Source organism: Pseudomonas sp. NPDC086251 (assembly GCF_044746405.1).
Classification (GTDB): domain Bacteria; phylum Pseudomonadota; class Gammaproteobacteria; order Pseudomonadales; family Pseudomonadaceae; genus Aquipseudomonas.
Map to the genome: position 1 here is coordinate 1 of NZ_JBIVBY010000043.1, position 23617 is coordinate 23617.

22 protein-coding genes are annotated in these 23617 nt (G+C 60.8%); 8 read left to right on the forward strand and 14 right to left on the reverse strand.

The genetic code is table 11. The features are described from left to right. Positions 1-332 precede the first annotated feature (332 nt). The gene (locus ACIPL2_RS31350; protein ID WP_401363612.1) at positions 333-929 is read left to right on the forward strand and encodes a DinB family protein; all 597 of its coding nucleotides are present in this window, start codon (positions 333-335) and stop codon (positions 927-929) included. Here the strand turns inward: ACIPL2_RS31350 and ACIPL2_RS31355 are convergent. From ACIPL2_RS31355 to gcvA, 9 genes are all read right to left on the reverse strand, one after another. After that, positions 850-1770: a LysR substrate-binding domain-containing protein gene (locus ACIPL2_RS31355; RefSeq protein ID WP_401363615.1), complete on the reverse strand. Its 921-nt coding sequence runs from the start codon at positions 1768-1770 to the stop codon at positions 850-852. The genes ACIPL2_RS31350 and ACIPL2_RS31355 overlap by 80 nt on opposite strands. 66 nt (positions 1771-1836) lie before the next feature. Beyond that, positions 1837-3363 (reverse strand): hypothetical protein, encoded by a 1527-nt coding sequence (locus ACIPL2_RS31360; RefSeq protein WP_401363618.1) that lies wholly within the window; start codon positions 3361-3363, stop codon positions 1837-1839. 90 nt (positions 3364-3453) lie between these two features. After that, a complete protein-coding gene (locus tag ACIPL2_RS31365; RefSeq protein ID WP_401363621.1) occupies positions 3454-4665 on the reverse strand; it encodes a CaiB/BaiF CoA transferase family protein in 1212 nt (403 codons plus the stop codon). A 9-nt stretch (positions 4666-4674) separates the two neighbouring features. Beyond that, positions 4675-5481, reverse strand: a complete 807-nt coding sequence (locus tag ACIPL2_RS31370; RefSeq protein ID WP_401363624.1) for an enoyl-CoA hydratase/isomerase family protein — start codon at positions 5479-5481, stop codon at positions 4675-4677. Positions 5482-5491: 10 nt separating this feature from the next. Beyond that, positions 5492-6256, reverse strand: coding sequence for an SDR family NAD(P)-dependent oxidoreductase (locus tag ACIPL2_RS31375; protein WP_401363627.1), 765 nt, complete (start codon positions 6254-6256; stop codon positions 5492-5494). Positions 6257-6260: 4 nt separating this feature from the next. Continuing rightward, entirely contained in the window at positions 6261-7406 is a 1146-nt protein-coding gene (locus ACIPL2_RS31380) for a thiolase family protein (protein ID WP_401363630.1), read from the reverse strand. Beyond that, positions 7403-7762: a Zn-ribbon domain-containing OB-fold protein gene (locus ACIPL2_RS31385; protein ID WP_401363633.1), complete on the reverse strand. Its 360-nt coding sequence runs from the start codon at positions 7760-7762 to the stop codon at positions 7403-7405. The genes ACIPL2_RS31380 and ACIPL2_RS31385 overlap by 4 nt, the downstream gene beginning before the upstream one ends. A 511-nt stretch (positions 7763-8273) precedes the next feature. Then, positions 8274-9170, reverse strand: coding sequence for an NAD(P)-dependent oxidoreductase (locus ACIPL2_RS31390; RefSeq protein ID WP_401363636.1), 897 nt, complete (start codon positions 9168-9170; stop codon positions 8274-8276). A gap of 93 nt (positions 9171-9263) precedes the next feature. Then, positions 9264-10169: a transcriptional regulator GcvA gene (gcvA, locus tag ACIPL2_RS31395; protein WP_401363639.1), complete on the reverse strand. Its 906-nt coding sequence runs from the start codon at positions 10167-10169 to the stop codon at positions 9264-9266. Positions 10170-10364: 195 nt separating this feature from the next. Here gcvA and ACIPL2_RS31400 point away from each other — a divergent pair, with 195 nt between their 5' ends. Continuing rightward, entirely contained in the window at positions 10365-11642 is a 1278-nt protein-coding gene (locus ACIPL2_RS31400; RefSeq protein WP_401363642.1) for an OprD family porin, read from the forward strand. Positions 11643-11765: 123 nt separating this feature from the next. Here the strand turns inward: ACIPL2_RS31400 and ACIPL2_RS31405 are convergent, their stop codons facing one another. Then, a complete protein-coding gene (locus ACIPL2_RS31405; RefSeq protein WP_401363645.1) occupies positions 11766-13199 on the reverse strand; it encodes an aldehyde dehydrogenase family protein in 1434 nt (477 codons plus the stop codon). Between the two features lie 293 nt (positions 13200-13492). On the opposite strand from ACIPL2_RS31405, the gene ACIPL2_RS31410 reads away from it, so the two are divergent. Next, positions 13493-14836: an MFS transporter gene (locus tag ACIPL2_RS31410; RefSeq protein WP_401363648.1), complete on the forward strand. Its 1344-nt coding sequence runs from the start codon at positions 13493-13495 to the stop codon at positions 14834-14836. 121 nt (positions 14837-14957) lie between these two features. Here ACIPL2_RS31410 and ACIPL2_RS31415 read toward each other — a convergent pair whose 3' ends face one another. Beyond that, the gene (locus ACIPL2_RS31415; RefSeq protein WP_401363651.1) at positions 14958-16151 is read right to left on the reverse strand and encodes an MFS transporter; all 1194 of its coding nucleotides are present in this window, start codon (positions 16149-16151) and stop codon (positions 14958-14960) included. 249 nt (positions 16152-16400) lie between these two features. Beyond that, positions 16401-17303, reverse strand: a complete 903-nt coding sequence (locus tag ACIPL2_RS31420; protein ID WP_401363654.1) for a LysR substrate-binding domain-containing protein — start codon at positions 17301-17303, stop codon at positions 16401-16403. Between the two features lie 116 nt (positions 17304-17419). Between ACIPL2_RS31420 and ACIPL2_RS31425 the strand changes: the two genes are divergently transcribed. The 3 genes from ACIPL2_RS31425 to ACIPL2_RS31435 are packed head-to-tail and all read left to right on the forward strand — an operon-like array spanning position 17420 to position 19674. Next, the gene (locus ACIPL2_RS31425) at positions 17420-18436 is read left to right on the forward strand and encodes an aldo/keto reductase (protein ID WP_401363657.1); all 1017 of its coding nucleotides are present in this window, start codon (positions 17420-17422) and stop codon (positions 18434-18436) included. Positions 18437-18438: 2 nt separating this feature from the next. After that, the gene (locus tag ACIPL2_RS31430) at positions 18439-19236 is read left to right on the forward strand and encodes an SDR family NAD(P)-dependent oxidoreductase (protein ID WP_401363660.1); all 798 of its coding nucleotides are present in this window, start codon (positions 18439-18441) and stop codon (positions 19234-19236) included. A gap of 27 nt (positions 19237-19263) precedes the next feature. After that, positions 19264-19674, forward strand: a complete 411-nt coding sequence (locus ACIPL2_RS31435) for an SRPBCC family protein (RefSeq protein ID WP_401363663.1) — start codon at positions 19264-19266, stop codon at positions 19672-19674. A 135-nt stretch (positions 19675-19809) separates the two neighbouring features. On the opposite strand, the gene ACIPL2_RS31440 is transcribed toward ACIPL2_RS31435, so the two are convergent. Next, a complete protein-coding gene (locus ACIPL2_RS31440) occupies positions 19810-21204 on the reverse strand; it encodes a sensor histidine kinase (RefSeq protein WP_401363666.1) in 1395 nt (464 codons plus the stop codon). Beyond that, positions 21182-21865 (reverse strand): response regulator transcription factor, encoded by a 684-nt coding sequence (locus ACIPL2_RS31445; RefSeq protein WP_368559289.1) that lies wholly within the window; start codon positions 21863-21865, stop codon positions 21182-21184. Before ACIPL2_RS31445 ends, ACIPL2_RS31440 begins: the two co-directional genes overlap by 23 nt. A gap of 176 nt (positions 21866-22041) precedes the next feature. Between ACIPL2_RS31445 and ACIPL2_RS31450 the strand changes: the two genes are divergently transcribed. Both ACIPL2_RS31450 and ACIPL2_RS31455 read left to right on the forward strand, forming a co-directional pair. Continuing rightward, positions 22042-22350: a hypothetical protein gene (locus ACIPL2_RS31450; protein ID WP_401363719.1), complete on the forward strand. Its 309-nt coding sequence runs from the start codon at positions 22042-22044 to the stop codon at positions 22348-22350. Between the two features lie 188 nt (positions 22351-22538). Then, positions 22539-23468, forward strand: coding sequence for a hypothetical protein (locus tag ACIPL2_RS31455; protein ID WP_401363669.1), 930 nt, complete (start codon positions 22539-22541; stop codon positions 23466-23468). The last annotated feature ends 149 nt before the right edge of the window (positions 23469-23617 follow it).

Genomic DNA, 23617 nt, shown 5'->3' on the forward strand with positions numbered 1-23617 from the left:
ATAACCCCACTCAGACGCCGGATAGATGAAAGCAAGCCAAACACGCATCAAAAACAGTATTGCAGAAAAGGGGGTAACCATAGATGTAGCAGCTGTCGAGCCTGCGAGGCTGCGTTCGGCGGCGAAGCCGTCGTAAATCCTGCGCACGCGGTTCACCTGACACACCGCGGTGAATGGATTCGCGACGGCTTCGCCGCCGAACGCAGCCTCGCAAGCTCGACAGCTGCTACATCGATCATGTTGCGGCGAAACTACCGGTAATCAGTGTCTGCGATGCTGCACGCCCTGAGGGCTATGCTTGGCAGTGCGCCCATCACAATGGGAGACCTCTGATGATCAACGTAAAAACCGCCTGCCTGCTTGCCGATTACAAGCGCTGGGCCAACCAACGGCTCTTTGACAGCCTGGCCGCGTTACCGCCGGGTGAGGTCAACAAGGAACGGGTCTCGGTGTTCAAGAACATGATCGGCACCCTGAACCACATCTATGTGGTGGATTGCATCTGGCAAGCCCACCTCGAAGGCCGAGGGCACGGCTTCAAGACTTCCCACGATCTGCTGCATGCCGAACTTGCTGATTTGCGCCTGGCGCAAAAGGACATCGATCACTGGTACTGCGACTGGAGCGCCCGGCAGACCGACGAGTCGCTGGATAAGCCCGTGGAGTTCAGCTTTGTCTCGGGCGAAAGCGGCACCATGAGCGCCGGCGCGATGTTGATGCATGTGGTCAACCACGCCAGCTATCACCGTGGCTGGGTGGTCCAGATGTATTTCGAAATTCCGGTCATGCCGCCGGTCACTGACCTGCCGGTGTACTTGCGCGAGTGCGACCCTGCGTCTTTCCAATACATCAGTGCCCCGGCAGCGGCGCCGACATGTGTTGGGCAATTCGCGAGCGCAACCAACGTTCTGCCGGATCGTTATCGTTGACCCCGTTCCAGACCATGGACAGTTCGGACAACACGATGTCAAACGGCGGGTCATCGGCGCGCAGTTGGCTGCTGCCTTCGATCAGCGCGCAAGCGGCATAATCCGGCACCGTGGCCAGCATATCGGTGCCGGCCAGCAAGGCGCGCAAACCGGCAAACTGCGGCACCGCCAGCACCACCCGGCGCGAGCGGCCGATCCGTGCCAGGTCGGTGTCGATGGCACCGGTCAAATCCCCGGAAAACGACACCAGGGCGTGAGGACGTTCACAGTAATCATCCAGGGTCAGCGCACCGGGACGGTCATCGCCACGCAGGATTTTCACGCTCAAATCGCGCAGCTTCTTGCGCTTGGCGTTGGCCGGCAGTTCCGTGGTGTAGCTGATCCCGACAGAGATCTCCCCGGACGCCAGCATCGACGACATCAGCAGGAAATTCACCCGCCGCACCACCACCACGACGTTCTGCGCCTCTTCGCGTATCTGCTTGAGCAGCGGCGGAAACAGCCCGAATTCGGCGTCGTCGGACAGACCGATGCGAAACACATCGCGGCTGGTGGACGGGTCGAAATCCTTGGCCCGGCTGACCGCGCCGGAGATGGTGTCCATCGCCGGCTTCAACTCCTGGAGGATCGTAAGCGCCCGCTGGGTCGGCTCCAGCACGCGACCGTTGCGCACCAGCAGCGGGTCATCAAACAAATCGCGCAACCGCGCCAGCGCGGCACTGACGGCGGGTTGGCCGAGGAACAGCTTCTCCCCGGCCCGGGTCAGGTTCTTTTCGAACATCAGCGTTTCGAAAATCACCAGCAGGTTCATGTCCACGCGGCGCAGGTCGTTGCGGTTCATGGTGGGGGGCTCGCAGGGGCGGAATCTATTTAGTAAAGCACCTACCAGCCGGATAGTAATGGCGGATTAGGTTCGCCAACCCACTATCTGCTGCGCGGTGGCATGGAACTCTACATCAGGTACGAGCGATTCCACATCGGGATGATGCTGCCTTAGTGTCTCCAGAATTTGTCCGTGAATCTGCCGAAACTGCGCGAACTGCTCGGAACCCTGCGGACTGCAAAACTCGGCAGCTTTTTCCATCCGTTGATACAAGTCAGGCTGATTCACTGCAGTGAGATTGCTCGGGACGTAAGGGCGGTTGGCTGCAACAGACTCTGCTATTGGGAACGTCTCTGCAAAAGTGTGATAACCGCCAAAGTTCATGAAGGCGGCAATACCCAAGCCCGCAGACAGTGCTAATTCAGAATTTCCGTACATTCGTTCTGGATTTAATGTATTGAGCGCCAACAGGATGTCGCAGGCTCCCCCTGATTGTGCACCTGCGGATGGCAGGCCTTGCAGATTGCTTTCCATCGCGAACGTGCCGAATAGCTGCCAGCGATTGATGCCGGTGCCATGCAGCATCGCATATTGGTCCAGCATCTCGGAAATACCTAGCTGGGCATAGGCTTCAGGCATATTTTCCATGTCGTTCTCCGACATGGTGAAGGGGCGGTTCAAGTCGGAAATCGGTGCACCCTCGCGGGCGATCGCATTGATATTCTGATTGCGGTCACCTAGTGCTGCACGCAATGCAGCCTGTTCGGCGCTGGCAGGATCGGCAGTGTTTTGCACTATCTGGCCAAAACCCAATCCAAATTTAGCCGCGTCCTCATACACCCCATTAACCGGTTTTAGCGTTCCGCCGACATCCAACATCGGCATCCGCTCACTTCGGGCTCGACTGAGCGGCCTGTCGAATGTCGGTGTGCGAGTCTTGGCGGAAAACTCTTTAAATCGACCAATAAAATCGTCCGCCTGTGCTTCAAAACCCGCTTCGCGTAGTAAAGCGGTGCAGGCCACGGTATTGGTTTCCTTCTGTTGCGCATAGAGTTCAGGTTGCTTGTCGTTTTCTACTGGGTTCATCAACCGCCAAATAGCATCACCGAACGCGCTCAACGTACGGATCTTGGTCAAAAGCTCGGCATGACTTTGTTTGCCGGATCCATCGAGCCGACCCTGAAACGGTGTGCTCAAGATATCCAGCAGCCATATATGGAGCGCTTGATCGGGACTCATCTGCCGACCGATCTGATCGGAGTCTATCGACAAGGGGTTAATAGAGCCTCGCAATACATCACCCAAATGCTGTTCCTTACCGTTGAAATAGACAGGGATTCTTCCCGCCTGGCTTTGCTCGCTTAAGCCATGTCTCAACAAGGTGCCCAGCGATGAGGCGTGCTGGTCGAACAAATCGCCCGCTTTACCTGGCTGGCTCAGCAAGGACATGCTGGCGCCAGCCTCAAAAAACCTGCCATTACTGATCGCCTGCTTTTGCGCATCGGATAATGTCACGCCTTGCGGGTTGCTTTTTGCGACGCTTTCCGGTTTGCCCTGCAAATTCATGCCATAGATAGCGTTCAACGATGAGCCTGTTTTAGAAAGGAACATAAGATTCTTCTGAGTGGAAACATCTAATTCTGCTTGGGATGTTTCTAATCATGCATTCAAAAAAAGCTCGTCGTTGCGATAAAACTCAGCTCATCTCATCTTTACTTCTGAACAGCGCAATGCATCAGACGCCAGTAATGCCTCAATCTCCTCCTCGGAAAACGCAAATTCCCGCAACACCGTGCACGAGTGCTCACCCTTCTCCGGCGCCGGTGCATAGGGTGTTTGCGCCGCTTCCAGGCTGTTGATCGGAAACCCTGGCACCCGCACCGCGCCGTGCTGCGAATGGTGCAAATCCACCAGCATGCCGTTGCTGGCGATCTGTGGATGGGCCAGCACATCGTTGTAGTCGCTGACCTTGGAGCAGAGGATGTCGGCCTCGCGCAGCACCTGCAACCAATGCGCGATTGGTTGGGTGAGGAACACGTCGGTCAGCGCCGCGCACATGGCTTCACGGTGCACCACGCGCTGCGCCGAACTGGCGAAGCGCGGGTCGTCGATCCATTCCGGGTGTCCGAGCACACCGCACAAGGCCGGCCAGCGATTGCCGTTGTACGCGGCGACCATCAGCCAGCCATCCGCCGCTTCAAAAGCTTCATTGGGCGCGGAGTAGGGCGCGGCGCTGCCGATGCGGGTCGGCAGTTTGCCGTCGCAGAGGAAACTGGCCAGCGACGCCTGTTGCAGCGCCAGTGCCGAGTTCATCAGGCTGACATCGAGGTGACCGCCCAAGCCGTCGTTGTCCCGGGCGTGCAACTTGGCCAACACCGCCATGCACGCCATGTAACCGGTGACCACATCCACCACCGGCGCCTGCACTTTCGACGGTGCTGAGCCCGGCGTGCCGATCAGGCTCATCAGGCCGGAATCGGCTTGCAGAATACCGTCGACGCCGGCCCGGTCAGCGTACGGGCCTTGTTGGCCGTAAGCGGAAATCGAGCAGTAAATCAGGTCCGGTTTCAGTTCCGCCAACGCCTCGTAACCCAACCCGAGCCGCGCCATGACGCCAGGGCGCATGCTTTCGATCAGCACGTCAGCCTGCAACACCAGGCGCTTGATTACTGCCGCGCTGTCCGGGTGTTTCAGGTCCAGGCTCAAGCCCAGTTTGCCGCGATTGAACGCGTGATACAGCGCGCTATCGTCGCCGACCCAGGCTGGCCCGAGAGTGCGGCCCAACTCGCCTTCGTGGGGTTCGACCTTGATCACCCGCGCACCCATGTCGGCCATCAGCATGGTGGCCGTGGGGCCGGCGGCGATCTGGGTGAAGTCGAGGACGGTCAGACCGTCCAATGCCTTGCGTAACATGTTCGCCTCCTAGCGGCCGGTGTAATTCGGCACGCGTTTTTCGGCAAATGCCTGGCGACCTTCGATGCGATCCTCGGTGTCGCGCAGCACGCCCCAATACAATTCGGTCAGGCGTTGGGCATCGCGGTCGCTCAGGTGCGCGGTGCTGCGGGCCAGGGTTTGCAGGGCCTGGATTGCCAACGGTGCCTGGCGGGCAATCTGTTCGGCCAGCGCCATCGCCCGTTGCAGCAAGGCCTCGCGGTTGTCCAGACGCTCCGAAATCAAACCGATGGCCTGGGCTTGCGTCGCATCAATGCGCGCCCCGGTCAGGGCCATTTGCAAGGCGTGGGCGGGCGGCACGGCGCGTATCAAACGATGCAGGCCGCTGACCGCCGGGATCGAACCGACCAGCGCTTCCGGCAAGCCGAACGTGGCGCTGTCGCTGGCAATGCGCAGGTCGCACTGCAATGCCAGTTCCAGACCGCCGCCGAGGCAATGGCCATTGACCGCAGCGATCAAGGGCTTGTGCAGGTCGAGGTCGGTGAGGTCCATCTGACGGATATAGAGCCCGGCGTCTGCCGCCGCTTCATTGGCCAGAAACAACGCCTCGGCGTAGGAGGCATTTGATTCCCGCGTGCGCTTCAGATCGGCGCCAACGCAGAACGCCCGCTCACCGCTGCCAGTGATGACGGCCGCACGCAGGTCCCGACGGTCGCGCACTTTCAGCAGATGGCTGCGCAGGGCCTGCAGCGAGTCCAGGTCCAGGGCATTGAGCGCTTGCGGCCGGTCGAGGGTGATCAGCGCCACGGCGCCGTGTGTTTCGAACGTGACTGACATGGCATTCACCTCACACACTGGCCGATGACAGACTGCGCCCGCCACAGACATACAGGGTTTGCCCGGTGACGTAGCTGCTGGCCGGGTCGAGGAAAAACGCCACGGCATTAGCGATGTCGTCCGGGGTGCCGATGCGTTTCACCGGCACGGTGTTCTTGAGTTTTGCCTGGACTTCGGGGGCGAAGCTCTGGAACAGCGGCGTGTCGACGATGCCGGGTGCGATGGCATTGACGGTGATGCCCTTGGCGGCGAATTCGATTGCGAGGCTGCGGGTCAGGCTGACTACGCCACCCTTGGCCGCCGAATAGTTGGCCTGGCCAAAGCCGCCGAGCCAGGCCCGGGATGACATGTTGACGATGCGTCCGAAACCTTTCTCCAGCATCAACGGCAAGGCGGCTTTGCAGCAGAGAAATTGCGCCCGCAGGTTGGTGTCGACTACCAGGTCCCAATCCTGTTCGGTCATGTTCAGGAAACGTTTGTCGCGCACCACACCGGCGTTGTTCACCAGGAAATCCAGACGGCCATGGGCCTGCTGAATCTGCGCGAAGGCAGCGTTGACGGACTCACCTACGGTCAGGTCCAGGGCAATGCCGGCGACCTGCACGTCTTCCGATTGCAAGGCGCTGACGCTGCTGTTCAGCGCCTGTTCGTCGCGGTCCAGCAGGTAGACGAACACGCCTTGGTGCGCCAGTCGTTGGGCGATGGTCAACCCGATGCCTCGAGCGGCACCGGTGACGACGGCGACCTGGCCGGCTGCAAAGTTATGAGTATTCATGGCTTCAGACTCCAAGGATGTGCACGGCGGATGCCGCGTGATCGACCCCGGCGATACCGCCACCGGTGCATTGCGCCAGGCCCAGGCGTGGCGTGCCCGCTTGCCGGTCACATGCTCGACCTTGCAACTGCCAGAACAACTCGACCATTTGTGCGACGCCGGTGGCGCCCAACGGATGCCCCTTGGCGAGCAGACCGCCGCTTGGATTGACCGGCACGCGGCCGCCCAGTGACGTGGCGCCCGAGTGCAACAGCGCCACGGCCTCGCCCGGCGCCGCTAGACCGAGGGCTTCGTAATACAGCAGCTCGGCGATGGTGAACGCGTCGTGCAACTCGACCACGCCGATATCGCTTGGCGCGACGCCGGCCTGTTCATAGGCCTGGCGTGCGGCGCGGGCGGTGATTTCGGCATCGAGAATGTCCTCGTCACCGCGCTCGCGCAGGCCCGAAACAATGATCGAACCCAACACTTTCACGTCTTTGGCGTGCGGGCCGGGTTTGTTGCCCAGGACCAGCGCGGCGGCCCCGTCCACTTGCGATGGGCAGCACTGCAACAGGGTCAGCGGGTCGGCGATCATCCGCGAGGCGAGCACTTCTTCCAGGCTGACTTCAGTGCGTTGCTGGGCGAATGGGTTGAGCGAGCCGTGACGACGATTCTTCACCGCCACCGTCGCGAGATCGGCAGGCTTGGCGTCACGCTCGTGGAGGAAGCGGGTGGCACGCATCGCGTAGACCGCCGGCAACACCATCCCGGCCGTTGCGTAAAGATCGGTCATGCGGTCGTTGCGCTGCATCGGAATCGTACCGCCGCCCAACGCTGTCAGCTGCTCGATGCCGAACACCAGCACGCGCTCGTATTGACCGGCCAGCAGGGCGTGGCGCGCGAGATGCACAGCGGTGGCGCCACTGGCGCAGGCGTTTTCGATGTTGTAGACCGGAACGCCTTGGAGCCCCAGATCGCGCAGGATCACTTGGCCGAGGATCATTCCGCCCAGCACATTGGCGCAGTACACCGCCTGAATGTCGGCCAGTTGCAGGCCGGCATCGGCCACCGCATCGAGGATCGCGCGTTGGGCCAACTCGGGCGCCATCACACCAGGGTGACGACCGAAGACGGTCATGGCGCCGCCCATTACATGCATCTGGCTCATGGACGTGCCTCCAGGGACTGGAAAACGTAGCCGAAGGTTTCGTCGGCGATCACCCGGCATTTTTCGCCGATGACGGGGCGCTGGGGGCTACCGATCAAACGCCCGAAAAGGCGCACTGGACCGGGCAGGTCGACGTAGGCGAGGACGAACGGAGGCAGGCCGCTTTTCGGGCTCGGGTGCATGATGGTGAAGCTGTAGACCTGGCCTTCGGTGTTGAGCACGGTGTCGTCGAATTGACTGCTCAGGGGCGACTCGTCAGGCACGGCCGGAAAGAAGATGTCGCCGCTGTGACGATGGCGCGAGGCGCGAAGACCGGGTGGCGTGGTGGCTGCCCAGATAGGCGTGGAAAAACTCATGATGACCTCCTGTTGTTATGGGCTCGCGGGCGAGCGCTGGAGGTCATGGTCGGGCAGGGGCGGGAGGGCCGACAAACGATATAAAAACCGGGGTTGATTGAGAAAAAATCAAACCATCGTGGTGGCAAAACACAAAACATGTGGGAGCGGGCTTGCTCGCGAAGGCGGTGTGTCAGGTAGCGATGATGTCGACCGACACTCCCTCTTCGCGAGCAAGCCCGCTCCCACAGTGGATCTTCGGCGGCCACAAATTCTGCGAACGACGACGATCAAATGTGGGAGCGGGCTTGCTCGCGAAGGCGGTGTGTCAGGTAGCGATGATGTCGACTGACACTCCCTCTTCGCGAGCAAGCCCGCTCCCACAGTGGATTTTCGGTGGTCACAAATGCTGCGTACGACGACGATTAAATGTGGGAGCGAGCCTGCTCGCGATGACGGTGTGTCAGGCAGCGATGATGTCGACTGACACTCCCTCTTCGCGGGCAAGCCCGGCTCCCACAGGTACGGCCTGTCAGCCTTGCAGCGTCGCCCCCGCCAGCCGCTCCAGCACCTGCACTACATGGGTCATGTCCCGCGCCGGATCGCCCTCGCTCAACGCCTGATCAAAGAACTGCTTCACCACCGAACTGGTAAACGCCGGCGCCCCGGCATTTTCCGCTTCCGCCAGAAACAGCCGAACATCTTTACGCATCAAATCCAGGCGAAATCCGAAATCGAACTCCCGGCGCATCACGGTCCCGGCGAGGATTTGCTCACTGGTAAAACTGCGCGCCGTGCTGGCATTGAGCATCTCCACCATCTGCCGCGCGTCGAGCCCGGCCTTGATCCCGAACAGCATGGCTTCGCTGGTCGCCACCAGCGTGGCGGCAACGATCATGTTGTTGACCAGCTTCAAGGTCTGACCCAGCCCCGGCTCGGTGCCCAGGTGTTCGACCTTCTTGCCGAACGCTGCGAACACCGGCACACAACGCTCATAAGCGCCAAGATCACCGCCCACCATCACCGACAACGTACCGTTCTGCGCACCCGCGACACCGCCGGCCAACGGCGCATCGAGCGCGGCAATCCCGCGTTCGGCCAGCTCAGCCTGCAGGCGTCTAGCCAGGCTCGGGCCGGTGGTGGAGTGGTCGACGAGGATGTTGATCTGCTGGCCGTGGATCACGCCGTCCGCACCCAATACGACGCGTTCGACAATGTCCGGCGTGGGCACGCACACCAGCACGATCTGCGCATGATCGGCGACGCCCTTTGGTGTGGAATAGCTGCGAGCACCGCGTTCAAGCAGAGGCGCCAGGGCCTGGGGATTGGGATCGGACACGTGCAGGTCAAAACCCTTGTCGAGCAGATGGCGGGCCATTTTCTGGCCCATGGCACCAAGGCCGATAAAACCGATGGAAGGCGTCGTCATGACAGGTCTCTTTTTTGTGGTGGGAGACCCATGCTAGCCACGCCGACAATTGAGCGACAAAGCAGTTTTACGCCGCTGTACCTTGACTAAATCTCAAGCCTGATCGCGGGCAATGCGTGTCTGCTCGAGCAGCCATTCACGAAAAATCCGCAGGTCATCACTCTCTTCGCGGTGCCGCGGCGTCAGCAGGTAATAGGTGTACACGCCCATGTCCACCGCCTGCTCGAAAGGCCGGATCAGGCTGCCCTCCTGCAACTCCTTGCTCACCAGGAACAGCTGCGCCATGGCAATGCCCTGGCCGCCGACCGCCGCGGCATAAACCATCGATGAACTTTGGTAGGTCATGCCGGCGTGTGCATCGACTTCACGACTGACATCGCAAGCTTCCAGCCAATAACGCCAGTCTTCGAGGCGGGCGATTGAATGCAACATGGTGTAGTTGGCGATGTCGGCCGGGGTGTGCAAGCCCGGGCCGTGTTGCAACAGCGATGGGCTACACACCGGGGCCAACTGGTTATCGCTGAGCACGTAGCAATTGCAGTTCGGCCATTCGCCGGAGCCGAGGCGGATCGCGGCGTCGATGTCTTCCTTGTAGAAATCCACCGGGTCGAGCGAGGCGGTCAGCAGCACTTCAATTTTCGGATTCTGCGCATGGAAACTCGCCAGTCGCGGAATCAACCACTGCATGGCAAACGTGGTGTAAGCGCGCACCTTGAGCTGACGCCGGCGCGGCGGTGACATGAGCTTTTTGGTGGCGCCGCGCAAGTCTTCGACCACTCGCGCCACGGCACGAAAGTATTCCTCACCCGCGGCGGTCAGGGTGATCTGGCGGTGGCCGCGCACGAACAAATCGAGCTTGAGAAACTCTTCCAGCGTTCGGATCTGCCGACTGACTGCACCGGGAGTGACGTTCAATTCGTCGGCAGCCACGGTGATGCTCAAATGCCGGGCGACAGACTCGAAGGCACGGATGGCATTGAGAGGAGGCAGACGATCCATAGTGGGCAAACTCTTGTTCTTATGGGAGGAGCGGCGCGCAGTGTACGTAACCCAGAGCCTAAACCCACTTGATTAAAACTCAAGGAAAGGGCGTGTTTTTCTCGATTGCCGGCCAGCGGCGGGGCTTTCAGGATCGGCCTCCACGCGTCTGTCTGGCGCGATGCCGAACCTGACAACAATAAGAGAAACACGCCCATGAACAACGCCTTACCCAAGGGTTTCCCAGTGGTTCCACGCCTTGCCGTTTGCATCGCGGCAAGCACCGTACTCAATCCGGCGTGTGCCGATATTTTTCAGGACAGCAAAGCCGGCCTGGAGCTGCGCAACTACTACTTCAACCGCGATTTCCGCCAGTCCGGCGTGGCCCAGAGCAAGGCCGAGGAATGGGCGCAGGGCTTCATCCTGAAAGTTGAGTCGGGTTACACCGAAGGACTGATCGGCGTCGGTTTCGACGCCATCGGGCTGGTGGGAATCAAGCTCGATTCCTCGCCGGACCGCACCGGCACCGGCCTGCTGAACACCGCGCGCGGGCCGGGCGGACGCGCCGAAGATGAGTACGGTGCACTCGGCGCGACCGGCAAACTGCGCATGGCCCGCAGCACGCTGAAAGTCGGAACCTTGCTGCCGAAAATCCCGGTGGTCATGTACAACGATTCGCGCCTGCTGCCGCAAACCTTTCGCGGCGCCTGGCTCAACAGTGCCGATATCGACAACCTGTCCCTGGACCTCGGTCGGCTCGACCAGACCAAATTGCGCAACTCTTCCGACAACGAGGACATGAGCGTCTACAACGGTGTGTCGCGTAACATCCGCCTCGGGCGCCACACCACCAGCGACCGCTTCGACTTTGCCAGCGCCACGTATCGTTGGTCGCCAGCGCTGAGTACGGCGTACCACTACGGGGAGCTGGAGGGGATTTACCAGCAGCATTACCTGACCCTTAACTACAAATGGACGATCAGCGAAGGGCAGACGTTGAGTTCCGATTTGCGCTGGGCGCGCAGCCTCGACGAGGGCGGCAGCAATGTCGATAACTCGGCGCTGGGCGCGATGTTCACCTACAGCGTTAGCGGTCATGCACTGGGCTTGGGTTATCAACGCATGAGTGGCGACACCGGTTTCGCCAACATCAATGGCACCGACGGCTATTTGGTGAACCTGGTGCAGATCAATGATTTCGGTAACCAGGATGAGCGTTCTTGGCAGGCGCGGTACGACTACAACTTTGCCGCGTTGGGCATTCCTGGACTGACCTTCATGACTCGCTATGTATCAGGCGATGACGTCAGCGTGCGCACGCGTACTACGGCGGGTAAGGAGTGGGAGCGCGATTCCGAGTTGGGCTACGTGATCCAGAGCGGACCGTTGAAGAACCTCGGCTTGAAGTGGAAAAACGCCAGCGCTCGGAGCAATTTTTCCAGTGATATTGATGAGAATCGGTTGATCGTCAGCTACTCGCTGGCGCTGTGGTAATCCATTGATCCAAACGCCGGCAACCCCCTTGTAGGAGCGAGCTCGCTCGCGATGGACCTGAGAGCGCCGCGTTTATCCAGGAAACGTGCGTTTTCGTTAACGTCCATCGCGAGCGATATCGCTTTAGAGGCGGATGATCACCGACTTCAGTTGTGTGTAATGCGACAACGCGTCTACGCCTTGCTCACGGCCGTAACCGCTCTGTTTGAACCCGCCGCACGGGGTCTGCACGAAGCCGCCGCTGTATTCGTTGACCACAATGCGTCCGGCTTCCAGGTTCGCGGCGACGCGGTGCACGCGGCCGATGTCGCGACTCCAGATTCCGGCACCCAAACCAAACTCGCTGTCGTTGGCGATGCGCAACGCATCGGCTTCATCCTTGAACGGAATCACACACACAATCGGGCCGAAAATTTCTTCCCGGGCCAGGGTCATGTCATTGGTCACGCCGGTGTAGACCGTCGGTTCGATGTACCAGCCATTTTCGAAACCCGGATGGCTGGCGACTTTGCCGCCGATGGCCGGGGTCAGGCCTTCGCGTTCGGCGATGGCGAAGTAGCTCTGGATTTTCTCGAACTGCGCATGGGTGGTAATCGGGCCGGAGGTGGCGTCATCCTGCGGGCCAACTCGCAGCTGGCCGACTTCGGCGAGCAGTTTGTCGACGAAGCGATCGTAGATCGATTCCTGCACCAGCAAGCGTGTCCCGGCGGCGCACCATTGGCCGCTGTTCCAGGTGAAGGCGAGGGTTGAGCCTTTGGCGGCGGCGTCGAGGTCGGCGTCGTCGAACACGATGTTGGCGGACTTGCCACCCAGCTCCAAGGTCAGCGGCAGGATGCGATCCGCTGCGATATGCCCCAATTCCTGACCAGCGCGAATGCCGCCGGTGAAGGAGATTTTGCGGATGTGCGGGTTGTGCGCCATGGCCGGCCCGATGACGTTGCCCTTGCCGACAATGACGTTGAACACGCCGGGCGGAATGCCGGCCTCGATCGCCATGCGCGCCAGTTCCACCAGCGATGCCGAGGTGTGTTCGGACGGTTTCGCCACCACCGTGTTGCCGGTGGCCAATGCTGGCGCGATGGCCCGGGCGGCCTGATGCAGCGGGGCGTTCCACGGCAGGATGACGCCGATCACGCCGAAGGGATCGCGGCGGGTGTAGACGTGGTAATTCGGGCCTTGGTTGATCACTTCGCCGTCCATGACATTGACGATGCCGCCGTAGAATTCAAAGTACTGCGCGGTCAGGTCCATCAGCGTAGCCATTTCACGGCCGGGCTTGCCGGTCTCGGCCCGTTCCAGGGCGCCGAGGGTGTTTTCGCTGGCGCGGATCAAGCGCCCGAAATCGTTGAGGATGCGCCCGCGTTCGGCAGGTCGCCGATCACGCCAGGCTTGCAGCGCAGCGGCGGCGGAATCGATGGCGATGGCCACGTCGGCCGGGCTGCTGCTCGCCACTTCGTTGAGTTTTTCGCCGGTGCGCGGGTCGATCTTGTCTTCGTATTGGCCGTCCAGCGGTGGCACGGAACGCCCATCGATGAAGCTGTGGGTTTGCTCGAACATTGCAGGGTTCTCCTCGTGGGACTTTTTTTATCGAAGCAGTGCAGTGCATGGGGGAAGTCGTGGGCAGCCCCATGATGACGTGCATTTACACCCCCTCGCCGAACTCGCTTCAACCGAGTTTTAAAGGGGCGTCCGTTGAGAAAATCTCAACGCAGTGACTTGATTTTTAGTCAACCGAACCGCTCTTAAAACTCGCTTCACGAGCAGGCGCCAACGCCGGATATTTTCTCCCGTAGCAACGCTGAGGCCGCGTCCAAAGGTCAACAATAATAGCGCCCACGGGAGCCGTAAAAATGAGCAATTCCAACACTGTGGACGGTGCACTGCCATCGTCATCCACCGCAACGACGGCGCCGCACACGCAGGGTCGTCAGTTAACCGGTGCCGAGAAGAAAGCAATCGTCGCCGCCACCCTCGGCACCATCGTCGAGTACACCGACTGGGTGATCTACGCGACATTTTCCTCCATCCTCGCCAAGCAATTTTTCCCTGCCGGTGACGGCGTGACCGCATTGCTGTCGGTGCTGGCGGTGTTCGCCGTCGGCTTCATCATGCGCCCCATCGGCGGCGCCGTGCTCGGTCAACTGGCCGACCGCTACGGCCGCAAAAAAGGCCTGACACTGTCGATCCTGCTGATGTCCATCGCCTCGCTGGTGATCGGCATCTGCCCCAACTATGAAAGCATCGGCATTGCCGCGCCGATCATTCTGGTGCTGGCGCGACTGGTGCAGGGTTTCTCTGCGGGGGGTGAGTTTGGCTCCGCTTCGGCGTTTCTGATCGAGTCGGCACCGCCGCATCGCCGGGCGTTCGCCGGGTCGTGGCAATGGTTCGCCATTAACGCCGGTACGTTGGTCTCGTTCCTGCTGGGCTTCGCCCTCGCGTCGATGGGCAGCGACACCGCGCTCTACGACTGGGGCTGGCGCGTGGCGTTCGTGATTGCTGCGCTGATGGGCCTGGTCACCTTGTGGATTCGCCTGTCGGTGCGGGAGACCGAGATCTTCAAATCGAAGATCGCCAGCCACGCGAAAAAACGTCCGATCCGTGAACTGCTGTTCAGCCATCGCCGCGACGCCATGCGAGTGATCGGCATCGCCATGGCCGGCAACCTGCTCAACTACGTGTGGATGGTCAGCTACCCCAATCAGGTGCACCTGATCACCGGGATGTCGATCCGCGACACCTTGCTGGCTGGGGTGATTTCCGTGGGTGTCTCGCTGGTGTTGTTGCCGTTCGCCGGCAAACTGGCGGATCGGGTCGGGCGGCGTCCGGTGCTGATTGCCTTCGCCATCGCCTCGATCCTCTGGGCGTGGCCGAGCTTTGGATTGCTGCACGTCGGGATCAGCCTGATGGAAGTGACACTGATCCAGACCGTGTCGATGGTGATCATGACCGGCTTCGGCGCCGCGTCGGCGGTGACCATGGCTGAACAGTTTCCGGCGGAGGTTCGCGTGACTGGAATTGCCTTGCCGTATGCACTGTCGGTGACCTTGTTCGGCGGTACAGCGCCCTACCTGATGGCCGCGATGGCGGGTTGGGGCTATGGCGGATTGTTCTGGATTTACCTGGCGGTGATCAGCGCGATCAGCGCCGTGGTTTACCTGCGGATGCCGGAGACGCGGGGACAGCCACTGCGTTGATCGAGCTTTACCCTTGTAGGAGCGAGCTTGCTCGCGATGGACTTGAGGACGACGCGTATATCCAGCACACACGCGTTATCGTTGACGTCCATCGCGAGCAAGCTCGCTCCTACAGTTTTCCTCAGCTGACTGCCCGGGTTTTTTCGGCTTGTCGGGCATACACGATCGCCATCAACCCACACACCGCAAACACCGCACCCACCACTGCCAGACCTTGCCAGCCGTAAAACCCGGCAGCGCTGGCACCGAGTGCCGAGCCCAGGGCACCGCCGGTGAAGTAGGTGACCATGAACACGGTATTCAGGCGACTGACCGCTTCCGGTGCCAGCGCCAGGATCCGTGCCTGGTTGGCCAGTTGATTGGCGCGGTTGCCGATGTCCAGCGCCGTGGCGCAGATCAGGATCAACCACCAGAACCCCGCAGCACCGCCGAGGTACAAGGCAATGAAGGCCAACAGCACGGTGCCGGTTCCCAGGTAACTGAGTTTGATGCCGTAGTGCTGAGTGAGACGGCCGAGGTAAGAGGCGGCGAAAATCCCGACGATGGCCGAGAGCCCGAACAGCCCGGCCTGGCCGCTGGAATACTGGTACGGCTCCAGCGCCAGCAACGAGGCCATCGAACCCCAGAACACGTTCAACGCACCGAAGATCAATCCGCCGGTCAACGAAGAACGACGCAGGGTCGGATGCTCACGCAGCAGTTTCCACATCGACTTCATCAGGTCCAGATAAGGCAGGGTGCTGGACGGCGCGGTCGCCGGCATGCGCATCAGGATCGCCACGAACAACAGCACATTCATGGCGGCAGCGGCGAAGAACATCCCGCGCCAGCCAATCCAGGTGCTGACCGCGCCACTCAAGGCCCGCGCCAACAGACCGCCCGCTGACAAGCCGCTGACCATCATCCCCAATACGCTGCCCCGTTGGTCGGGATGGGCGAGGGCGGTGGCGGCGGGAATGATGATTTGCGCGCTGACCGCCGACAGGCCCAGCACCACGCTGGCCAACAGCAACATCGAATAAGTCGGTGCGATGGCGGAGGCGATCAGGCTGAGGAAGTTCAGGCTCAGCATGCCGAGGATCAATGAGCGACGGGTGATCCGGTCACCCAGCGGCACAAACAGCAAGAGGCCCAGCGCGTAGCCGAGTTGGGTCAGCATGGCGATCTGGCCGACATGGGCGCCGGAGATGCTGAACGTGGCGCCAATCAGCGGCAGCATGGTCTGGTTGTAGTAGATGGTGGCGACCGAAAAGCCGCAACACGTGGCCAGTGTCACCGCGACGCTGGCGGGCAATCCGGTTTTGCTTTCAGGCATCTGCTGGTCCCCATGAATGACAAACGAATGGCTGTTGTAGTCGGCGGAAGGGAATCGGGTCAAAGCACAAAACCGCAGGCCCGCTTGAGCAAATCTCATGCGTATGGGACCGAAAGATCGCCCACGTCAGCATGGCAGGCGCCGGACATGTGGGAGCGGGCTTGCTCGCGAAGAGGGAGTGTCAGTCGAGATGAACGTTGCCTGACACACCGCTTTCGCGAGCAAGCCCGCTCCCACAGGGATTGCGCATCACTTCGAAATCGACCCCGGTTCCGTCAGCACCTTCCTGAACGTCTCCACCAACGGTCGCAAATTAATCCGGTGCCACGCGGCCCACAGCGGTGTGGTAAAGGAAATCCACGGCACTTCCCGCAGTACCACGCCCGGTGGTGCATTGCGGCTCAAGCCTTTCTGGATCATCGCAATCCCAAGTCCGGACGCCACCAGTCCCAGTGCGGTGAAAGGTTCGGTGGCTTCCATACGGATGTCCGGGGTGAAACCGGCGCGGATACAGGCGCTGACGAAGTCTTCGCGGCTGGCGCAGTTCTGGCGGTGTTGCACGCCGATCCATTCCTGATCGGCCAGGTCAGACGGGCTCAGCTCCGGCTGTCGGGCCAGCGGATGATGTTCCGGCAAGGCCAACAACATCGGGTCATCCAGTACCTGAAAACCCAGCAGGTCCGGATCGTCGGCGACGGGCGGTTCACTGACCAGGGCAATATCGAGACTACGCTGTCGCAGGCCTTCGAGTTGTTCGGCGGAGCTCAGGTTGTACAGCGCGACGTGCACGTTCGGCCGGTCGACCCGCAACACCCGCAAGGCATTGGGCAAGACGCCGGCGTGCATGGCGTTTTCGATGTAGCCGATGCACAAGCCGCCTTCTTCGCCACGACCGAGGCGCTTGCCGAGGGATTCCAGGCGGTTGGCGTGGGTCAGCAGGGCGCGGGTTTCGGCGAGAAACGTCTGGCCGTCGCGGGTCAGGCGAATGCGCTGCTGGCTGCGCTCGAACAGTGTCAGACCCAGGCGTTCCTCAAGCTGGGCGATCTGCCGGCTCAGGGGCGACTGGGAAATGTGCAGGCGTTCGGCGGCGCGACCGACGTGTTCTTCTTCGGCGACCGCGACGAAGTAGCGCAATTGGCGGATGTCGATCATGTCAGACCTCTTGGGACTCAAGTGCTGCGCATTATGTCTTGGACGGTCCGATCATCGCAATCTAGGATCTGCTCAACGGTCATCCACTGACCTCTGAAACCGATGAGGATTGAATCATGAGCTTGAAAGACAAACTGCCCGGCACACTGGGTTTTGGCACCGCACCCTTGGGCAACATGTTCCGCGCCATTCCTGAAGAAGAGGCCATGGCCACCGTTCACGCCGCCTGGGAAGCCGGCGTACGTTACTTCGACACCGCGCCGTTTTATGGCTCGGGCCTATCCGAAATTCGCCTCGGCGCCGCGCTGGCCCAGTACAACCGTGACGACTACGTGCTGAGCAGCAAGGTCGGCCGGGTGATTCTCGATGAAGTCGAAGACGCGGCCGCCCGTGATCTCGGCGAGAAGAGCGGCGTGTTCGAACACGGCCGCCCGAACAAGATCGTCAACGACTACAGCGCCGATGCCACGATGCGTTCGATCGAAGACAGCCTCAAGCGCCTGCAAACCGATCGCCTGGACATCGTCTGGGTGCATGACATCGCCCAGGACTTCTACGGCGATCAATGGCTGGAATACTTCAACCAGGCGCGCACTGGCGCGTTCAAGGTGCTGACCCGTTTGCGTGAAGAAGGCGTGATCAAGGGCTGGGGCCTGGGTGTGAACAAGGTCGAGCCCTGCGAGCTGACCCTTGATTTGACCGAAGCCCAACCAGACGGTTTTCTGCTGGCCGGTCGCTACACGCTGCTCGATCACGACCGTGCGTTGCAACGCCTGATGGACGCGGCCCTGGCGCAGAACGTTGAGATCGTGGTCGGTGGTCCGTACAGCTCGGGCATCCTGGCCGGTGGCGCGCACTTCGAATATCAGAAGGCGAGCCCGGCGATCATTAACAAAGTCGAGCAGATCAAACGCATTGCGGCCGCTCACGGTGTCGACATCAAGGCGGCGGCATTGCAATTCTCCCTGGCTAACCCGGCCGTGGCGGCGGTGATTCCAGGTTCCAGCCGTCCAGACCGGATTGCTGAAGATGTCGCGGCGTTGTCGGCGGTGATTCCCGCTGCTTTCTGGCAAGCGATGCGTGACGCGAAGCTGGTGTCCGAGCGCGCGCCATTGCCCATCATTGGAGGTTGAACATGAAGATTGATCTGAGTGGAAAACTCGCGATTGTCAGCGGCAGCACCGCCGGCATTGGCCTGGGCATCAGCAAGGCATTGGCCGAGTCCGGTGCCACGGTGGTGGTGATCGGCCGCGAGACGGCCAAGGTCGAACAGGCGCTGGCGAGCATTCGCCAGCAGGTGCCGGGCGCTCAATTGCGCGGGCTGACGGCCGATCTCGGTACGGCCGAAGGTGCGGACAAACTGTTCGCCGCCGAGCCACGGGCCGACATCCTGGTGAACAACCTGGGGATCTTCAACGCGGTGGATTTCTTTGATACTCCCGACAGTGAGTGGACGCGCTTCTATGAGATCAACGTGATCTCGGGTGTGCGCCTGTCCCGGCATTACGTGCCGGACATGGTCAAGCAGGGCTGGGGGCGGGTGATTTTCCTGTCTTCGGAATCCGGGATCGCGATTCCGGCCGACATGCTCAACTATGGCGTGACCAAAAGCGCCAACCTGGCGGTGTCCCATGGACTGGCCAAACGGCTGGCGGGCACCGGGGTGACGGTCAATGCGATTCTGCCGGGCCCGACATTGACCGACGGCGTCGAGCTGATGCTCAAGGATGCCATGGCCCAATCCGGTCGCGGCCTCCAGGAGGAAGCCGACGCCTTCGTGCGCACGGCCCGTCCGACCTCGATCATCCAGCGCGTGGCCCATGTCGAGGAAGTCGCCAATCTGGTGGCGTACATCGCTTCACCGTTATCCTCGGCCACCACCGGCGCGGCCTTGCGGGTTGACGGCGGTGTCGTCGACAGCATGGCGATTTGAACCTTACTGATTAAGAGAGCACTTCCTATGGCAACAGCATCAGCATCCATCGACATCCCGGCATCGGCCGATCAGGTCTGGCAATTAATCGGCGGCTTCGACTCGCTACCGGACTGGCTGCCGTTCATCCCGAAAAGCGAACTCAGCGAAGGCGGGCGGGTGCGCAGCCTGCAAACGGCTGATGGCGCGGTCGTTGTGGAGCGTCTTGAGGCGTTTGATAACGCGGCGAAAACCTACAGCTACTCGATCCTGCAGGCACCGTTTCCGGCCACTGATTACCTGGCGACCCTCCGCGTGGAAACACAAGGGCAGGGCGCGCGGGTGACCTGGTCCGGGCGTTTCGCGCCAGACGGTGTGAGCGAAGAAGAAGTGACGGCGCTGTTTGCCGGCATCTACCAGGGCGGCCTTGAAGCCCTGCGGGCGAACTACCCCGCCTGACAACACCAAAAATCCCTTGTGGGAGCGGGCTTGCTCGCGAAAGCGGAGAATCAGACAGCATCATTGTTGAATGAGAGACCGTATTCGCGAGCAAGCCCGCTCCCACATTGGATCTTCGTTGTTTTGAAGTGCGTGTCAGGTTTGGGGGATCAGGCTTTGTTGGCAATCGAGTACTAGCCGTGCGCCACCGAGTTCACTGTCACCCACTTCAAGCGTGAACCCGTGCAGGCTGACAATCGCCGCGACGATCGACAGGCCCAGTCCGAACCCGCTTTTCTGGTTGCCCCCATTGGCACGATAGAAGCGCTGGAGCACGGCCTCGCGCTCGGCCACCGGAATACCGGGGCCGGAATCGAGCACTTCGATTCGCGTATGCCCACCGTCGTTAATCCCACGCAAAATCACCTCGCCCCCCGGCGGTGTGAACTTGATCGAGTTGCTCAGCAGGTTCGCCACCGCTTCGAATAACAACGCCCGGTCACCCTTCAGCACCGGCAACGATTCAGGCAATTGCAGTTGAAAAATCAACCCGTCTTCTTCCGCCAGCGGCAGATAAAAGTCGTGCAGTTCTTGCAGCAACGGCAGCGGATCCAGCTGCACAAACCCGGAGCGCCGCTGGCGATCTTCCAGCTCGGAAATCCTCAGTAATCCACGAAAACGCGCCATCAGGGTGTCGGCCTCAGTCAACACTGAATCCAGTTGCGCCGCTTCCTGGGACCCTTCGCCCGCCTGTTGCTGCATGCGGTACAACTGCGCCCGCAGGCGGGTCAGCGGTGTGCGCAAGTCATGGGCAATGTTGTCGCACACGCCCTTGACCTCATTCATCAAACGCTCGATGCGCTCGAGCATGGCGTTGACGATGGCGGCAAGCATGTCCAGTTCATCGCGGCGATTGGACAGCGGCAGGCGCCGGGTCAGGTCGCCGGCGACGATGGCCTCGGCGCTGGCTTGAATCCCGCGAATGCGCCGCAGCGGCCGGCGGCGCAACAAATGCCAACCCACGATGCCCGGCAGGATCGTCAATGTCACACCCCAGAACAGCGCGTGGAGAATGATCCGGGTCACGGCGAACAACGAACCGTTGTCGCGCACCAGCACCAGCCAGCGTCCGTCCCGGGTCTGGGTCGCGACCGCGTCGCAGCTGTCGGCGGGCAGGGTCGGGTCGTCGGAATCGGCGCAGTCGCTGAGCATGTGAATCTTGCCGTCCAGCGGCAGGCCTTGGGGAATGTGCCGCAGCGCGCCATTAAGATAGCGATGCTGAGCATCGAACAAGCCATAGGCATCGATGCCACGAATGTCGAAGGTCATGCTGACGGCGAGGGCGTCCATCAGTTGTTCGCCCTGAAACCGCGAAAACAAATGCTGGCGCTGCATCAGCGAGTGTTTGGCCAGGTTGTCGAGGTAATCGGACACCTCGTAGTACATGACTCCCATGAGAATGCCGCTCCAGAGCACGAACAGCGAACTGTAGAGCGCCAGCAGTCGGCTGCTGGAGGAGCGCCAGCCTTTAGACGGGTTCGGCAATGACATAACCCGAGCCTCGCACGGTCCGGATCAATGGGACATTGCCCGGCGGGTCGATCTTCTTGCGCAGACGGCCGATGTGCACGTCGATCAGGTTGGTGCCGGGGTCGAAGTGGTAACCCCAGACCTCTTCGAAAATCATCATCCGCGACAGAATCTGCCCGGTGTTGCGCATCAGGAATTCCAGCAACTTGTACTCGGTGGGCAACAGCGTCAGCAGCTGACCGTCACGGCTGGCTTCGTGGCTGATCAGGTTCAGTTCCAGGTCTGCCACCCGCAACGTGGTGGCCTGGGCGGTCACGGTGTTCTGCCGGCGCAGCAAGACTTCGACACGGGCGGCCATTTCATCGGTGGCAAACGGTTTGGTCAGGTAATCGTCTCCGCCGGCACGCAAGCCGCGCACGCGCTCGTCGACGTCGGAGAGGGCGCTGATCATCAGGATCGGCGTCGCCACGCCCATCGTCCGCAATGTGGTGACAATCGCCAGGCCATCGAGCTCGGGCAGCATGCGGTCGAGGGTGATCAAGTCATAGTTGCCGCTGACCGCACGCTCCAGGCCCTCGCGGCCATTGTCGACCCAATCCACCTCGAGGCCATGGCTGCTCAGTTCGGCGACAATTTCCCGGGCGGTTACGGCGTCGTCTTCGATGGTCAAGATGCGGGTCATAGGGCGGGCCTGATAATCAGTTCAATACGGAGTAGCGGGCATTTTGCCAAGAATTGTTCGCGGCTTATTAAATTTAACTTCATGTTGCTTGAAGAGTGTGTGCGGAACATTGATATCATCCGGCCACAACTGCAATAGGAAGGTGGTTTGTGCGCACATTGATTCGTCTTGGCGGGATGCCGATTGTTCTGTTGTTACTGAGTGTGGCCAGCGCTTCTACCTGGGCTGGTAACACGCCATGTTCGGGTAAAAAGGGCGGCATTGATCGTTGCGACGGCGATGTGTTCCTGTGCAATGACGGCTCCATCAGCGCTTCGAAAAAAAGTTGCTCGGCACTGTATGGCGACACCAGCCAAGCCCGGCCACAAACGCTGTTGCGCAGCGCCGATGGCTGCGCCTGTGGCACCGGTTCGTTCTGCACGGGGCCTCGTGGCGGGGTGTATTGCCTTACACCTGGAGGGAACAAGAGCTACAAGCGCAAGTAGTTTGTAGGCAATGCATAAAACCCGCTCTGAATAGCGGTTCCTTGCAATTTGCATGGATTTTGGAAGTTCAAACTTTATAAACTATTGAAATATAACGATTTATTCAAAGTTGGCAACTGGCACGGTGACTGCAATTCATCAGTACGAAGAGTTGTAACACCATCTTTCAAGCCTGGAGCGATATAACAATGAATAGATCCCCTGATGGTTTCTATCCTCTCGCAGAAGAATCAACCACGTCCTCTGGCGTGTCCTGGGGCGCGATTTTCGCCGGGGCCGCTGCGGCGGCGGCGTTGTCGCTGATCCTGGTGCTGCTCGGATTCGGCCTGGGTTTTTCGGCGGTGTCGCCGTGGGCCAATGAAGGCGTGAGCGCCAAGAGCCTGGGCATTTCGACGATTGTCTGGCTGGCGGCGACGCAAATCGTCGCGTCCGGACTCGGTGGCTATATAGCCGGTCGCCTGCGGGTGAAGTGGGCGAACATGCATGGCGATGAGGTTTATTTCCGCGATACGGCCCACGGCTTTCTGGCCTGGTGCGTGGCGACATTGGTGACCGCGACCCTGGTGGTCGGCTCGGTCAGCAGCATTGTCAGCGGCGGTGTTCAGGCCGGGGCGAATGTCGTCGGTGGTGCCGCGAGTGCGGCGACACAGGCTGCCGGGACCGCCGCCGGTAACACCAGCAGTGACCAGTACGGTTATTTCGTCGACAGCCTGTTCCGCGATGATCGTCCGGCCGCCGTCAGCGATGACGCCGCGCGTGGCACCGTAACCCGCATCTTTGTGCGCAGCTTGAGCAATGACGGTCAGCTGTCTGCCGAAGATCGCACCTACCTGGCACAAATGGTCGCCCAACGGACCAACCTTACCCAGGCGGATGCCGAGCGTCGTGTCGATGAAGTGTATGCCCGCACCCAAAAAGCCGTGGCCGACGCCAAAGTGGCTGCACAGCAAGCCGCTGACACGGCCGCCAAGGTCGCTGCGTGGACCTCGTTATGGATGTTCATTGCCCTGTTGATCGGTGCGTTTTTCGCCAGCCTCGCTGCAACCTTTGGCGGTCGTCGTCGGGATGCGGTGGTGTATCTGGAAACCGAAACCTACGTCACCACCCCAGTTCGTTAACCCAGGAGAATCCTCATGCGCTCATTACTGTTGTTCTTTCTCGGCGTACCGATCCCGATCATTATCCTGATCGCCCTGTTCATGCACTGATTTCGCTGGGGCTTGTGCCTCTGCCGCTTCTGCCTCTGGTGGAAGCGGCGTTTTTATGT